This is a genomic window from Curtobacterium sp. PhB130, from assembly GCF_003755165.1.
Lineage (GTDB): Bacteria > Actinomycetota > Actinomycetes > Actinomycetales > Microbacteriaceae > Curtobacterium.
In genome coordinates this window covers 1-14479 of the sequence record NZ_RKII01000009.1, presented here as the reverse complement: position 1 = coordinate 14479, position 14479 = coordinate 1, and the positions used below count along the sequence as shown (strand labels likewise).

The following is a 14479-nucleotide window of genomic DNA, read 5'->3' as shown; positions in this document are numbered from 1 at the left end:
GTGTGCTCCCTCAGGGAGCGGTGGAGGGTCGACCGGCGGGGTCCTCGTCGCTGAGGAGCTCCGTGATCCGCTCGGCCCGGTGCCGCCACAGGTCCTCGTAGGACCGCAGCAGACGATCGGCGCGCTGCACGCCACCGATCTCGCTCGTGACGATCTGCTCCCGCCCGCGCCGTTCCTTGCGGACCAGCTCGGCACGCTCGAGCACCGCGACGTGCTTCTGCACGGCCGCGAAGCTCATCGCGTACCCGGCGGCGAGCGAGGACACCGACTGCTCGCGCACGATGACGCGCCGGACGATGTCCCGGCGCGTCGCGTCCGCGAGGGCCGCGAACACGCGGTCCACCGCCTCGGCGTCCATCTCATCACGTACAACCATCGAGTTGTACGTTACGCCGCGCAGGTTCCGTGCGCAACGGCCGGGAGGCCCGGGTGACGTCCGTTGCGCACGTCACCCGGGCCTCCCGTCGGTTCCAGGGCCGTGGTGCGCTCAGCGCGCGGCCAACACCTCGTCGTAGACGGCGCGCGTGCGCGTCGCGATCGCGGCCCACGTGAACTCGGTCTCCACGCGGAGGCGGCCGGCGCGACCCATCAGCTTGGCGAGACCGATGTCGGACAGCACCTCGTTGAGGGTCGCCGCGAGGTCCGCGACGTACTTGTCGGGGTCGGTCGGCGTGCCGGTGCCGTCGGTGGCCTGGTCGATCGGGACGATCCGACCGGTCAGGCCGTCGGCGACGACCTCGGGGATGCCGCCCGTGCCGGTGCCGACGACGGGGATGCCGCAGGCCATCGCCTCGAGGTTCACGATGCCGAGCGGCTCGTAGATCGACGGGCAGACGAAGACGGTGCCCGAGGAGAGCACGTGCACGATCTCCTGGTGCGCGAGCATCCGGTCGATCCAGACGACGCCGTCGCGCTCCTTCCGGAGGTCCTCGACGAGGCCGGTGACCTCCGCCATGATCTCCGGGGTGTCCGGCGCGCCGGCACACAGGACGATCTGGACCTCGGGTGGGAGCGCCGCGACCGCGCGGAGCAGGTACGGCAGGCCCTTCTGGCGGGTGATGCGCCCGACGAAGACGACGCTCGGGCGCTCCGGGTCGATCCCGAGTGCGCGCACCGCGTCCTCGTTCACGTCGGGCTTCCACTCGTCGACGTCGATGCCGTTGTAGACGACCCGCACCTTCGCCGGGTCGATGGACGGGTACGAGCGGAGGATGTCGGCGCGCATGGCCTTGGACACCGCGATGACGGCGTCGGCCTGCTCGAAGGACTCCCGCTCGAGCCAGCTGGAGAGCCGGTACCCGCCGCCGAGCTGCTCGGCCTTCCACGGGCGGAGCGGCTCGAGGGAGTGCGCCGTGACGACGTGCGGGATGCCCTGCGTCAGCTGCGCGAGACGACCGGCACCGTTGGCGTACCAGGTGTGCGAGTGGACGAGGTCGGCACCCTCGGTGTCCGCCGCGATCTGCACGTCGGTGCCGAGCGCCTGGAGCGCGCCGTTGGCGTTCTCGAGCCCCTCGGGGGTGCGGTAGGCCCACACGCCCTCTTCGTCGCGGAACCCACCGAAGGCACGGACGCGCACCTCCGTGTCGGTCCCCGAGCGCAAGGCCGCGGTCAGTTCGGCCACGTGGACGCCAGCACCGCCGTAGACCTCCGGCGGATACTCCCTGGTCAGTAGATCGACTCGCACGCGTTCAACGTAACCGGTTCCCAGTCCGCACGCCTACTGTGAACCACATGCCATCGAAGAAGATATTCGGCATCGTCCTCGCGGGGGGCGAAGGAAAGCGCCTCATGCCGCTGACCGCCGATCGTGCCAAGCCAGCCGTCCCGTTCGGTGGCAACTTCCGCCTCATCGACTTCGCGTTGTCGAACCTGGTCAACTCCGGGCTCAACCGCATCGTCGTGCTGACCCAGTACAAGTCGCACAGCCTCGACCGCCACGTCGCGGAGACCTGGCGCATGGAGGGGCTGCTCGGCTCCTACGTGGCGTCCGTCCCGGCACAGCAGCGGCTCGGCAAGCGCTGGTTCGCCGGCTCGGCCGACGCGATCCTGCAGTCGCTCAACCTGCTCCGCGACGAGCGCCCGGACATCGTCGTCGTCGTCGGCGCCGACCACGTGTACCGGATGGACTTCTCCCAGATGGTCGAGGCGCACATCGCCTCCGGTCGCAGCGCCACCGTCGCGGCGATCCGGCAGCCGATCGGGCTCGCCGACCAGTTCGGTGTCATCCAGGTCGCCGCCGACGACCCGACCAAGATCGACGCGTTCCTCGAGAAGCCGACGGACGCCATCGGGCTGGCCGACTCCCCCGGCGAGATCCTCGCGTCGATGGGCAACTACGTCTTCGACGCCGATGCCCTGGTCGACGCGGTGCTCCGCGACGGGCAGGTCGAGACGTCGAACCACGACATGGGCGGCGACATCGTCCCCGACTTCGTGAACCGCGGCGACGCGGGCGTCTACGACCTCAAGGGCAACGAGGTCCCCGGGTCGAACGACCGCGACAAGTACTACTGGCGCGACGTGGGGACGATCGACTCGTTCTACGACGCCCACATGGACCTGATCGCCCCGGTGCCGGTGTTCAACCTCTACAACACCGACTGGCCGATCTTCAACCAGCAGACGAACCTGCCGCCGGCGAAGTTCGTCCGGGATGCGAACGGGAACACCGGCTCCACCGTGGACTCGATCATCGCGCTCGGCTGCCTGCTCTCCGGGGCCACCGTCGAACGCAGTGTCATCGGGCCGTGGTGCGGGATCGACTCCGGGTCGAAGGTCCTCGACTCGATCGTGTTCGAGCGGGCGTCGATCGGTGCCGGGTCCGTCGTGAACCGGGCCATCCTCGACAAGGACGTGGTGATCGCGCCGGGTGCCCAGGTCGGCATCGACCGCGAAGCCGACGAGGCCCGCGGGTTCACCGTCACCGAGTCCGGGATCACCGTCGTGGGCAAGGGCGTGCGCGTCGAGGCCTGACGGCTGCCGACGCCCGACCGCCCCGACGCTCGACGCTCGACGTCACAGGAGGCGCGGCACCGTTACCGTTGTGACGTGCCGCGCTTCCTCGTCGTCCTCGATGCCGACTCCACCCTGCTCGAGGACGAGGTCATCGAGCTCCTCGCCGACGCCGCCGGGACCCGACCACAGGTGCAGGCGGTCACGGAGCGCGCCATGCGCGGCGAGATCGACTTCGCCGAGAGCCTCCGGGAGCGTGTCGCGACCCTTGCGGGCCTCCAGGCCGACGTCTTCGCGCGTGCACGGGAGTCGGTCCGTGTGACGCGGGGCGCGGCGGAACTGGTCCGCGGCGTGCACGCGGCCGGTGGCACCGTCGGGGTCGTGTCCGGCGGGTTCCACGAGGTGCTCGACCCGTTCGCGGCGTCGCTCGGGCTGGACCACTGCCAGGCGAACCGGCTCGAGGTCGCCGACGGCGTGCTGACCGGGCGGGTGCTCGGCGACGTCGTGGACGCGCACGCGAAGGCTGCGGCGCTCCGGGCGTGGGCATCCACGGACGGTGTGCCGCTCACGCGGACGATCGCGATCGGCGACGGGGCGAACGACCTCGAGATGATGCGGGTCGCCGCGCTGTCGGTGGCGTTCGACGCGAAGCCGCGCGTGCGGGAGTCCGCCGACGTCGTCGTGGTGGACCGGGACCTGTCCCCGGTGCTCGCGGCGCTCGGCCTGCGCGGCTGACGCGCGTCGCGGCCGCGCTCGCACAGGAGACCGGCGGCCCCGGCAGGCCGGCGGCGGCGCGCTGGCGTCTAGTGGCCCATCCCGAGGCCGCCGTCGACGGGGATGACCGCGCCGGAGACGTACCCGGCTCCGTCGCTCGCCAGGAACAGCGTGGCGTCCGCGACGTCGTCCACGGTGCCGTAGCGCCCGGCCGGGATCTGCTTCTTGAACTCGGCCTGCAGCTCCTCCGGGAGTGCGGCCGTCATGTCGGTCTGGATGAACCCGGGCGCGACGACGTTCGCCGTGATGCCGCGGGACCCGAGCTCGCGCGTGATCGACCGCGCCATGCCGACGAGTGCGGCCTTGGACGAGGCGTAGTTGACCTGGCCGACCTGGCCGTAGGCGCCGACGACGCTCGACATCAGCACGATGCGGCCGAACTTCGCGCGCATCATGCCCTTGGTCGCGCGCTTGACCACGCGGAAGGTCCCCGTGAGGTTCGTGTCGATGACGCTCGTGAAGTCCTCCTCGCTCATGCGGAGGAGCAGCCCGTCGTTCGTGATGCCGGCGTTCGCGACGAGGACCTCGATCGGGCCGAGCTCGGCCTCCACCCGGGTGAACGCCGCGTCGACCGAGGCCGAGTCCGTGATGTCCGCCTGCACCGTGAGCGCACCCTCGGGTCCGCCGTCGCCGCTCCGTGAGGTGACGGCGACACGGTGCCCGGCCTCGATGAAGCGCGTCGCCAGCGCGTGGCCGATGCCGCGGTTGCCGCCGGTGATGAGGACGGTACGGGGGGTGGTCATGGTGGCTCCGTTCGGTGGGTGCTCGCGGGCGCGCGGGAGGGACCGCAGCCCCGACACGCCCGCACGAGCCTACCGGTGCGGACGCGGACCGGATGATGCGGCCAAGTGTCGGTGGGCGGGCTTAGGCTTGGGACAGGGAAGACGGAGATCGAAACGCATGAAGACGACGCGACACATGACGCGACGCACGACGCAGGCCATCACGGCCCTTCCGGAGACACCGCAGATCGACCGGAAGCACCGTCTGTCGCGGTACATCTGGCAGATGGCGGTGCGCGTGATCCTCTTCGTCGGGGCCGTCCTCGTCTACACGGTCTGGCACAGCCCCTGGCTCGCCCTCATCCCGATCGTCCTCGCTGGCATCATCCCGTGGATCGCGGTCGTCATCGCGAACGCCGGCAGCCACACCGAGTCCGACTACGTCGCGCCGGCCGGGGCCGTGGTGCGCGCGGCCGACTACGACCCGCGACTCCGTGAACAGCAGGAAGACGCCCGCGCGCAGGCCTACCGCGACGAGCAGGAGCGTCTCCGTCAGGGCGCGCAGCACGCGCAGGAAGAATGGCAGCGCAACGGCGACCGATCCCGCGTCTGGGGGCACCGCTGATGGGCGCCACCTTCGACCTCGTCACCGAGCCGGGCTCGACGCCCGTCTGCTCCCGTGCCGGTTGCTCCACCTCGGCCAGCTGGCGCGTCAACTGGCGGAACCCCCGCATCCACGCGATCGACCGCGTGAAGATCTGGGCCGCCTGCGACGAGCACCGCGACTTCCTCGCCGGGTACCTCCGCTCCCGGACGTTCCCGGTCCGCGTGACCGGCATCGACGAGGACGTCGATCACCTCGACGACGCCAAGCAGCACGACGACACACCGAAGAACGACGTCGGTGAGCGGCGCGCGGCGAACGAGCGATGAGCGAGTTCGACCCACGCTCCCGCTACGGCCGACGCCACGCGGAACGGCTCCGACGCGCCGCTGACGAAGCCCGTCGTGCGGTGCCGGTCGACCAGCTCCCCGAACGCGCCCCGGACGATCCGTTCGTCGGGTGGGGCTTCGTCCGCAGCCGCCGCTGGCTCGGGTACTTCGCGATCGCCGTCGCGTTCGCGATCGTCTGCGCGCTGTTCGGCATGTGGCAGTGGGACCGCCGGAACGAAGCCGTGCGGGAGAACCTCCAGGTCTCGCAGAACTACGACCACACCCCGGTCGCCATCGACCAGGCGCTCCCCCGTGCCTCGAGCTGGAACGACGACCAGACCTGGCTCCGCGTCAGCGTCACCGGCCGGTACGACACCGACGACCAGCTCCTCGTCCGGAACCGCGTCCACAACGGGCAGCCCGGCTTCGAGGTCCTGACGCCCCTCGTCACCGCCGACGGCCGCGCCTTCGTCGTCGACCGCGGCTGGGTGCCCACCGGGAACCGGCAGGACGCGCCGGACAGCATCCCCGCGCCGCCCTCCGGCCAGGTCACGGTCATAGCCCGGCTGCAGCAGACCGAACCGCGGATCCCCGGCCGCACCGACCCCGCACACACCGACCAGGTGCAGTCGGTCACGCTCAGCGACGTCGCGAAGAAGGTCGACCCGCCGATCTGGACCGGCGCGTACGGACAGCTCGCGTCCGAGAACCCGGCCCCGACCCAAGCTCGGCCGCTCGGCTGGGACCGCCCGAGCGCGGACACCGGGCTGCACCTGAGCTACTTCATCCAGTGGTTCATGTTCGCCGCGGGGGGCTTCGGGTTCCTGACGTACCTGATGGTGCAGGAGTACCGGAACCTCAACCAGGACGATCCGGAAGAGCGCGAGCGCGCCCTCGAGCGGCAGCGCCGGAAGGACGCCCGCCCGAAGACGGACGCCGACATCGAGGACGAGCTCCTCGAGTCCACACGTCGGCGCTGACGTCCCGCCAGGGCATCTCCGGTGCCCGCAACGGCCTGGAGGCTCGTGGCGGTGCCGCCACGAGCCTCCAGGCCGATCCGGGGACGCCCCCGGCGACTAGGCGAGCTCGATGAGCTCGGCGTAGTCCTTGTTCCAGTGGTCCTCGGTGCCGTCCGGCAGCAGCAGCACACGCTCGGGGTTGAGCGCCTCGACCGCTCCGGTGTCGTGGGAGACGAGGACGACGGCCCCCTCGAAGCCGGCCAGCGCGTTGAGGATCTCCTCGCGCGACGCCGGGTCCAGGTTGTTCGTGGGCTCGTCGAGCAGCAGCACGTTCGCACCGGAGACCACGATCATCGCGAGCGAGAGCCGGGTCTTCTCACCGCCGGAGAGCACGCCGGCCTTCTTGTAGCCGTCGTCGCCCGTGAACAGGAACGACCCGAGGACACGACGGGCCTCGGTCTCGTTGAGGTCGGTCGAGGCCGAGACCATGTTCTCGATCACCGTGCGGTTCACGTCGATGTTCTCGTGCTCCTGCGCGTAGTACCCGATGCGCAGGCCGTGACCCGGGAGGATCTCGCCGGTGTCCGGCTTGTCCGCACCCGCGAGGATGCGGAGCAGCGTCGTCTTGCCGGCACCGTTGAACCCGAGGATGACCACGCGGGAACCACGGTCGATCGCCAGGTCGACGCCCGCGAAGATCTCGAGCGACCCGTAGGACTTCGACAGCCCCTCGGCCATGAGGGGCGTGCGGCCGCACGGCGCCGGCGTCGGGAACCGGATCTTCGCGACCCGGTCGGCGACGCGCTCGTCCTCGAGGCCCGCGAGCAGCTTGTCTGCCCGCGCGACCATCTGGTGCGCCGCAGCCGCCTTCGACGCCTTCGCGCCGAACCGAGCGGCCTGGTCCTTCAGCGTGGCGGCCTTCTTCTCGGCGCCCGCACGCTCCTTGCGGCGGCGCTCCTCGTCGGCGACGCGCTGCCGCTGGTACAGCTTCCAGCCCATGTTGTAGACGTCGATGGTCTGGCGGTTGGCGTCCAGGTAGAACACCCGGTTGACGACCTCGTCGACCAGCTCGACGTCGTGGGAGATCACGATGACGCCGCCGGGGTAGGTCTTCAGGTGCTCGCGGAGCCACACGACGCTGTCGGCGTCGAGGTGGTTCGTCGGCTCGTCGAGGATCATCGTCTCGGCGTCCGAGAACAGGATCCGCGCGAGCTCGATGCGACGACGCTGACCACCGGAGAGCGTCTTCAGCTGCTGGTCGAGGATCCGGTCCGGCAGCTTGAGGTTCGACGCGATCGACGCGGCCTCTGCCTCGGCCGCGTAGCCGCCGAGGGCGTTGAACTGGTCGTCGAGACGGGAGTACCGGCGCATCGCCTTGTCGGCGACGGTGGGGTCCTCACTCGCCATGTCGAGCGTGGCCTGCCGGATGCCCTCCACGAGCTCGCCGAGGCCGCGGGCGTCGAGGATGCGCTTGCGGGCGGTGTCCTCCGGGTTCCCTGAACGTGGGTCCTGCGGCAGGTAGCCGATCTCGCCGGTGCGCTCGATCTTGCCGTCGGTCGGCGGCTGCTCCCCCGCGAGGGCCTTGGTCATGGTGGTCTTCCCCGCGCCGTTCCGGCCGACGAGACCGATCTTGTCGCCCTTCTCCACTCGGAAGGACACGTTCTCCATCAGGAGGCGAGCCCCGACGCGGATCTCGAGGTCGTGCACGGCAAGCACAGTGGAAGTCCAATCAGTTGGTGGTTTTGCACAACGACGTGTGCAGGAGGTACACCGCTACGCTGACGGGACCGATGGTCCCGAACGGGACCAGCAGTCCATTCTAGGAGAATCCATGACGAACGCCACCGGGTTCGCTCCCCGCGCAGTCCTCGCCGACCGTCTGCGGACGCAGGGGCTCGCCACGAACGCCGCCCTCGTCGCGGGTGGTGCCCTGTTCACCGCCGCCATGGCCCAGGTCGAGGTGCCGATGTGGCCCGTGCCGATCACCGGCCAGACGCTCGCGGTCGTCCTCGTCGGCGCGACGCTCGGAGCACGCCGTGGCGTCCTCTCGATGCTCGTGTACGCGATCGCCGGCCTCGCCGGAGCGCCGTTCTTCGCCGACATGACCGGCGGCATCCACGCCCTCGCCGTCCCGAGCTTCGGGTACGTCATCGGCTTCGTCCCCGCCGCCGGGGTCATCGGCTGGCTCGCGCGCCGCAACTGGGACCGCAAGGTCGGCCGGGCCGCGCTGGCCTTCACGCTCGCGAGCGCGATCCCCTTCGTGACCGGGCTGCCCTACCTGGCCGTCGTCCTCGGCACGCTCGGCGCGCCGAACGACCTGCAGTCGGTGCTCGCCGCCGGCCTGTACCCGTTCATCGCGGGCGGCCTCGTGAAGGCGCTCATCGCCGCGGGCATCGTCCCGCTCGCCTGGAAGGCGCTCGGCCGCCGCTGACACGCCCAGCGCGTCGCCCCCGGCGCGTGGTGCGCACACGACAGACGGGAGGCCCGGTGCCAGCTGGCACCGGGCCTCCCGTCTGTGCAGGTGGTGGCGACTAGATCGAGAAGCCGAGCGCGCGCATCATCTCGCGACCGTCGTCGGTGATCCGGTCCGGACCCCACGGCGGCATCCAGACCCAGTTGATGCGGAACGCGTCGACGATGCCGTCGAGCGCGTTCGCGGTGTCGCCCTCGATGACGTCGGTCAGCGGGCAGCCGGCACTCGTCAGCGTCATGCTGATGATGAGCGCCGATGCCTCGTCGTCCCAGGCCAGGTCGTAGATGAGCCCGAGGTCGACGATGTTCACGCCGAGCTCCGGGTCCTGGACCTCCTTCAGGCCCTCGACGACCTCGTCGAACTTCTCCGGTGCGAGTGTGGTGATCATCAGTTCCCCGCGGCGGCGGCTGCGGCCTGCACGTAGCGGTCGTAGCCCTCGTTCTCGAGACGGTCGGCGAGCTCCGGACCGCCCTGCTCGGCGACCTTGCCCGCGACGAACACGTGCACGAAGTCCGGCTTGATGTAGCGGAGGATGCGCGTGTAGTGCGTGATGAGCAGCACGCCGAGGCCGGTCGCGGCCTTGGCGCGGTTGACGCCCTCCGAGACGATCTTCAGCGCGTCGACGTCGAGGCCGGAGTCGGTCTCGTCGAGGACGGCGAACTTCGGCTTGAGGAGCTCGAGCTGCATGATCTCGTGGCGCTTCTTCTCGCCGCCGGAGAAGCCCTCGTTGACGTTGCGCTCGGCGAAGGACGAGTCCATCTTGAGGTCGGCCATCGACGTGCGGAGGTCCTTGACCCAGCCGCGGAGCGCCGGTGCCTCGCCGTCGATCGCGGTCTTCGCGGTGCGGAGGAAGTTCGACACGGTGACGCCCGGGATCTCGACCGGGTACTGCATGGCGAGGAACATGCCGGCGCGGGCACGCTCGTCGACGCTCATGTCGAGGACGTTCTGCCCGTCGAGGGTGATCGAGCCACCGACGACGTGGTAGCGGGGGTGCCCGGCGATCGTGTAGGCGAGGGTGGACTTGCCCGACCCGTTCGGCCCCATGATCGCGTGGATCTCACCCTCGTTGATGGTGAGGTCGACGCCCTTGAGGATCTCCTTGACACCCTGGTCGGTGTCGATCGAGACCTTGAGGTCGCGGATTTCGAGAGTGGACATTGCGTTCCTTCGGTTGCAGCTGTGGTGCGGCGTCAGCCGCGGGAAGTGTGTGGGGGGGGTCTCAGTCGACCGGCACGGGGTCGTGCACGTCGACGTAGACCTCGCCGTCACGGACCTCGACCCGGAAGACCGGGACGGGCTCGTAGGCGGGGAAGTTCTGCGGCTTGCCGGTGGTCAGCGAGAAGCGGGAGCCGTGGGCCCAGCACTCGAGCGAGTCGCCCTCGACGAAGCCCTCCGCCAGGGAGATGTCCCCGTGCGTGCAGGTGTCCCCGATGGCGTGCACGGTGCCGGCGGAGTCCTTGACGATCGCCACCGCGGTGCCGTCGACGACGACGCGCATCGGGGTGTCCACCGCGATGTCGTCCTCGGCGCAGACCTTCTCGGCCATCAGACCGCCGTCTCGGTCTGCGCGGCGGCCGACTGCGCGGTCGCCCCTTCGGCGTTCGCCGGTTCGGCGTTCGCCGGTTCGGCGTTCGCCGGTTCTGCCAGCACGGTGCGGCCTTCGAGGAGCTCCTGCTCGACCGCGGCGATGAGCCGTTCCTCGAGCTCGGGCGCCCCGATCTTCTGGATGACCTCGACGAGGAAGCCGAGCACGACGAGACGACGTGCTTCTTCCTCGGGGATGCCACGGGCCTGCAGGTAGAACAGCTGCTCGTCGTCGAAGCGACCGGTGGCACTCGCGTGTCCGGCGCCCTCGATGTTGCCCGTCTCGATCTCGAGGTTCGGGATGCTGTCCGCGCGGGTGCCGTCGGTGAGGACCAGGTTGCGGTTCTGCTCGTACGAGTCGGTGCCGTCCCCGGCGCGGCCGATGAGCACGTCGCCGATCCAGACGGTGTGCGCGCCCTGGCCCTGCAGTGCGCCCTTGTAGTTGACCCGACCGCGCGTGTTCGGCGCGTCGTGGTTCACGTAGACCTGCTGCTCGATGTACTGGCCGGCGTCGGCGAAGTACACGCCGTACATCTCGGTGTCCGCGCCCTGCTTCGCGAGGTGCGTCGACGGGTTCACGCGGACGACGTCGCCGCCGAGCGAGACCACGACGTGCTTGAGGAAGGCGTCGCGGTTGACCTCGGCGAAGTGCGTCGAGACGTGCACGGCGTCGTCGGCCCAGTCCTGCAGCGACACGACCGTCAGGCGGGCGTTGTCGCCGACGACGATCTCGACGTTCTCGCTGAGGAGCGCCGAGCCGCGGTTGTCGATGACGACGATGCCCTGGGCGTTCGGCTCGGCCGTGATGACGGTGTGCGCGGCGCGCGGCTGCGAGCCGAAGTCCGACCGGGTGATCGTGATGGACTCGTACGCGTCGGTGGCCTTGATCGTGACGGCGAGGACGGCGTCACGGGCGGTCCAGGCGGCGGCCGCCGCACGGTCCTCCGGCAGGCCGGCGGTACCGACGCGGGGGTCGTCGCTGCGACCCCACTCGACGTCGGCGCCGTCGGTCTCGGTCGCGAGGAACGGGTACGCGGAGCCGTCGAGGCCGCCCGCGAGGAGCGGGGCGAGCTTGTCCAGCGGCGCGAACTTCCAGTTGACCTCTCGGCCGGTGACCGTGGCGTACGCCTCGATGTCGCCGGACTGCGGGCGATCCGAGCGGGTCTGCACCGGGATCTTGGTGTCCCAGCCGCCGTCGGAGTGCGCCTTCGCGCCGTGCTGTTCTGAACCAGCACTGTGCGCAGTACCCGTGGGAGCTGCTGCTGCGGGCTCGATCGGCTGGTCGATGCGGGGTGTCGGGGTGGAACTGGACATCTAGCCGACGGATCCTTCCATGCTCATCTCGATGAGCTTGTTGAGTTCGAGCGCGTACTCCATCGGGAGCTCACGGGCGATGGGCTCGATGAAGCCACGGACGATCATCGCCATCGCCTCGTCCTCGGGCATGCCGCGGGACATCAGGTAGAAGAGCTGCTCCTCGCTGACGCGGGAGACGGTCGCTTCGTGGCCGAGCTGGACGTCGTCGACGCGGATGTCGATCGCCGGGTACGTGTCCGAGCGGCTGATCGTGTCGACGAGCAGCGCGTCGCAGCGGACCGTGTTGGCGGCGTGGTGCGCGTTCGGGTCGACCCGGACCTCACCGCGGTACCCGGCACGGCCACCGCCGCGGGCGATCGACTTCGAGACGATCGAGGACGTCGTGTACGGCGCCATGTGGATCATCTTCGCGCCGGCGTCCTGGTGCTGGCCGGGACCGGCGAACGCGACGGAGAGGGTCTCGCCCTTGGCGTGCTCACCGGCGAGGTAGATCGACGGGTACTTCATCGTCACCTTCGAGCCGATGTTGCCGTCGATCCACTCCATCGTCGCGCCTTCGTGCGCGATCGCACGCTTGGTGACGAGGTTGTAGACGTTGTTCGACCAGTTCTGGATCGTCGTGTAGCGAACGCGGGCGTTCTTCTTCACGATGATCTCGACGACGGCCGAGTGCAGGGAGTCCGACTTGTAGATCGGGGCGGTGCAGCCCTCGATGTAGTGCACGTAGGAGTCTTCGTCCGCGATGATCAGCGTCCGCTCGAACTGGCCCATGTTCTCGGTGTTGATCCGGAAGTAGGCCTGGAGCGGGATCTCGACGTGCACGCCCTTCGGGACGTAGACGAACGAGCCGCCGGACCAGACGGCCGTGTTCAGCGCGGCGAACTTGTTGTCGCCGGCCGGGATGACGGTGCCGAAGTACTCCTGGAAGAGCTCCGGGTGCTCACGGAGCGCGGTGTCGGTGTCCATGAAGATGACGCCCTGCTGCTCCAGGTCTTCACGGATCTGGTGGTAGACCACCTCGGACTCGTACTGCGCGGCGACACCGGCGACGAGACGCTGGCGCTCCGCCTCCGGGATGCCGAGCTTCTCGTACGTGGCGCGGATGTCCTCGGGGAGGTCTTCCCACGACTGCGCCTGCTTCTCCGTGGAGCGCACGAAGTACTTGATGTTGTCGAAGTCGATGCCCGTCAGGTCGGCACCCCACGTCGGCATCGGCTTGCGGTCGAAGAGCTGCAGGCCCTTGAGCCGGTTCTTCAGCATCCACGCCGGCTCGTTCTTGAGGTTCGAGATGTCGGTGACGACCTCGTCCGAGATGCCACGACGGGCGGAGGCGCCGGCCGAGTCGGAGTCGGACCAGCCGAACTCGTATTGGCCGAGCCCCTCGAGCTCGGGACGGTCGATGAGCACGTCGGACATGGTCTCCTCGTTTCCTTCTCGCGGCAGCTTCTCGAGTGGCAACCAGCGGCTGCTGGACACCATTCCATCCCAGACCGCCGACACGATGGTGCTGTGCACGGCGAACTCGGTGTTGCTGCGTCGCAACGTCGATGGTTCCACGCAGCCCTGAGTGTGCGCATCCGGGGTGATCGGCGATCACGGCTCGTTCGGAGCCGGCGCCTGCCTAGACTTGACTGCTGCTGAACCCTCGAATCCTACAGGTTCGCTGCACGGAACAACAGGAAGGCACCACCCTCGTGACTCGCGTCGGATCCCCCGTCGACCAGGACACCCGCACCCGGTGGTGGTCCCTGCCGCGTGTCGTGGACCCCCGTGTCGTCGTGCTCGCCTGGGCCTCCTTCGTGGTCGAGGTCGTCCTCATCGGCACCGGTGGCCTCGTCCGCCTGACCGCGTCGGGCCTCGGATGCCCGACCTGGCCGCGCTGCACCGCGGATTCGCTCGTGTCGACGCCGGAGATGGGCGTCCACGGGATCATCGAGTTCGGCAACCGTCTGCTCACCTTCGTGCTCGTCATCGTCGCGATCGCGATGTTCCTGCTGGTCGTCCGGATGCGCCGTACGCGCCCGGAGCTGTTCTGGCTGGCGTTCGCCCAGGGCGCAGCGATCCCGGTCCAGGCGGTCATCGGCGGCCTGAGCGTCCTCACGAACCTGAACCCCTACGTCGTCGGCCTGCACTTCGTCGTGTCGACCGCACTCGTGGCCATCACCGCCACGCTGGTCTACCGCGCGGTGAACGGCCCCCGGACCGCGCCGAGGCTCGTGCCGAACTGGTACGTCGGCGTGGTCCGCGGCACCATCGCCGCGACGGTCGTCACCGTGCTCATCGGCATCCTCACCACGGGCAGCGGTCCGCACGCCGGTGCCGACGCGGCCGTCGACGGCGGGCGTCTGCACCGCACGGGCCTCGACCCGGCGATCCTGCAGCACGTGCACGCCGTCCCCGCGTACGTCCTCTTCGCGCTGACCCTCGTGCTCGTCGTCGGCGCCGTCCGCCTGCGGCTGTCGAGCCGGTGGGCGCTGGTGCTCCTGATCGTCGAGTTCGTCCAGATCGCGGTCGGACTCACCCAGGCGCGCACCGCCCTGCCCGTCGGTCTGGTCGGCACGCACATGGTGCTCGCCGGGCTGCTCGTCGGCGCGGTCACCGCGGTGACGCTCTCCACCCGCGCGTCCGGCGGCCCCCAGGCCGTCCGGGAGCCGCTCCCCCGCTAGCTGTAGTTCCCCGTGAGGTTATGAACGCGATCTGATGGGGTTTGGCCGCCGAGGCCGGTGTGTGGTCGGTGGTGATTGTAGTGATGCAGCCAGTCC

At 69.7% G+C, this 14479-nt stretch carries 18 protein-coding genes; 8 read left to right on the top strand and 10 right to left on the bottom strand.

The window, feature by feature from the left end:
• Positions 1-10: 10 nt before the first annotated feature.
• Both EDF24_RS13455 and glgA read right to left on the bottom strand, forming a co-directional pair.
• A complete protein-coding gene (locus tag EDF24_RS13455) occupies positions 11-376 on the bottom strand; it encodes a helix-turn-helix transcriptional regulator (protein ID WP_123653494.1) in 366 nt (121 codons plus the stop codon).
• A 111-nt stretch (positions 377-487) separates the two neighbouring features.
• Positions 488-1684, bottom strand: a complete 1197-nt coding sequence (gene glgA / locus EDF24_RS13450; RefSeq protein WP_123653495.1) for a glycogen synthase — start codon at positions 1682-1684, stop codon at positions 488-490.
• A gap of 47 nt (positions 1685-1731) precedes the next feature.
• Here glgA and EDF24_RS13445 point away from each other — a divergent pair, with 47 nt between their 5' ends.
• Positions 1732-2973 carry a glucose-1-phosphate adenylyltransferase gene (locus EDF24_RS13445; protein WP_123653496.1) on the top strand — a complete coding sequence of 414 codons (1242 nt, stop codon included), beginning with the start codon at positions 1732-1734 and terminating at the stop codon, positions 2971-2973.
• A gap of 75 nt (positions 2974-3048) precedes the next feature.
• Positions 3049-3687 carry a phosphoserine phosphatase SerB gene (gene serB / locus EDF24_RS13440; RefSeq protein WP_123703542.1) on the top strand — a complete coding sequence of 213 codons (639 nt, stop codon included), beginning with the start codon at positions 3049-3051 and terminating at the stop codon, positions 3685-3687.
• Between the two features lie 68 nt (positions 3688-3755).
• Here serB and fabG read toward each other — a convergent pair whose 3' ends face one another.
• Positions 3756-4469, bottom strand: a complete 714-nt coding sequence (gene fabG / locus EDF24_RS13435; protein ID WP_123703540.1) for a 3-oxoacyl-ACP reductase FabG — start codon at positions 4467-4469, stop codon at positions 3756-3758.
• Between the two features lie 175 nt (positions 4470-4644).
• Between fabG and EDF24_RS13430 the strand changes: the two genes are divergently transcribed.
• The 3 genes from EDF24_RS13430 to EDF24_RS13420 are packed head-to-tail and all read left to right on the top strand — an operon-like array spanning position 4645 to position 6361.
• Positions 4645-5073 (top strand): DUF3099 domain-containing protein, encoded by a 429-nt coding sequence (locus EDF24_RS13430; protein ID WP_123653499.1) that lies wholly within the window; start codon positions 4645-4647, stop codon positions 5071-5073.
• On the top strand, positions 5073-5381 hold the full coding sequence (locus EDF24_RS13425; RefSeq protein WP_395868124.1) for a hypothetical protein: 309 nt from the start codon (positions 5073-5075) through the stop codon (positions 5379-5381). Before EDF24_RS13430 ends, EDF24_RS13425 begins: the two co-directional genes overlap by 1 nt.
• On the top strand, positions 5378-6361 hold the full coding sequence (locus EDF24_RS13420; RefSeq protein ID WP_123703539.1) for an SURF1 family protein: 984 nt from the start codon (positions 5378-5380) through the stop codon (positions 6359-6361). The genes EDF24_RS13425 and EDF24_RS13420 overlap by 4 nt, the downstream gene beginning before the upstream one ends.
• Before the next feature lie 96 nt (positions 6362-6457).
• Here EDF24_RS13420 and EDF24_RS13415 read toward each other — a convergent pair whose 3' ends face one another.
• The gene (locus EDF24_RS13415) at positions 6458-8056 is read right to left on the bottom strand and encodes an ABC-F family ATP-binding cassette domain-containing protein (RefSeq protein WP_123653501.1); all 1599 of its coding nucleotides are present in this window, start codon (positions 8054-8056) and stop codon (positions 6458-6460) included.
• Between the two features lie 115 nt (positions 8057-8171).
• Between EDF24_RS13415 and EDF24_RS13410 the strand changes: the two genes are divergently transcribed.
• Positions 8172-8771, top strand: a complete 600-nt coding sequence (locus EDF24_RS13410; protein ID WP_123653502.1) for a biotin transporter BioY — start codon at positions 8172-8174, stop codon at positions 8769-8771.
• 100 nt (positions 8772-8871) lie between these two features.
• Here EDF24_RS13410 and EDF24_RS13405 read toward each other — a convergent pair whose 3' ends face one another.
• The 5 genes from EDF24_RS13405 to sufB all read right to left on the bottom strand — a co-directional run bounded on the left by EDF24_RS13405 (position 8872) and on the right by sufB (position 13133).
• Positions 8872-9201, bottom strand: a complete 330-nt coding sequence (locus tag EDF24_RS13405; protein ID WP_123653503.1) for a metal-sulfur cluster assembly factor — start codon at positions 9199-9201, stop codon at positions 8872-8874.
• Complete coding sequence (gene sufC, locus EDF24_RS13400; protein WP_123653504.1) at positions 9201-9974, bottom strand: Fe-S cluster assembly ATPase SufC; 774 nt, start codon at positions 9972-9974, stop codon at positions 9201-9203. Before sufC ends, EDF24_RS13405 begins: the two co-directional genes overlap by 1 nt.
• 61 nt (positions 9975-10035) lie before the next feature.
• Positions 10036-10362, bottom strand: a complete 327-nt coding sequence (locus tag EDF24_RS13395) for a non-heme iron oxygenase ferredoxin subunit (protein ID WP_123653505.1) — start codon at positions 10360-10362, stop codon at positions 10036-10038.
• Positions 10362-11714 carry a Fe-S cluster assembly protein SufD gene (sufD, locus tag EDF24_RS13390; protein ID WP_123703538.1) on the bottom strand — a complete coding sequence of 451 codons (1353 nt, stop codon included), beginning with the start codon at positions 11712-11714 and terminating at the stop codon, positions 10362-10364. Before sufD ends, EDF24_RS13395 begins: the two co-directional genes overlap by 1 nt.
• Positions 11715-13133: a Fe-S cluster assembly protein SufB gene (gene sufB / locus EDF24_RS13385; protein WP_123653507.1), complete on the bottom strand. Its 1419-nt coding sequence runs from the start codon at positions 13131-13133 to the stop codon at positions 11715-11717.
• Between sufB and EDF24_RS19240 the strand changes: the two genes are divergently transcribed.
• Positions 13117-13284 carry a hypothetical protein gene (locus EDF24_RS19240; RefSeq protein WP_165931278.1) on the top strand — a complete coding sequence of 56 codons (168 nt, stop codon included), beginning with the start codon at positions 13117-13119 and terminating at the stop codon, positions 13282-13284. The genes sufB and EDF24_RS19240 overlap by 17 nt on opposite strands.
• Before the next feature lie 127 nt (positions 13285-13411).
• The gene (locus EDF24_RS13380; protein WP_123653508.1) at positions 13412-14383 is read left to right on the top strand and encodes a heme A synthase; all 972 of its coding nucleotides are present in this window, start codon (positions 13412-13414) and stop codon (positions 14381-14383) included.
• Here EDF24_RS13380 and EDF24_RS13375 read toward each other — a convergent pair.
• Positions 14380-14479 (bottom strand): integrase core domain-containing protein (locus EDF24_RS13375; RefSeq protein ID WP_148070897.1); only part of this gene is annotated, 100 nt, incomplete at its 5' end. The genes EDF24_RS13380 and EDF24_RS13375 overlap by 4 nt on opposite strands.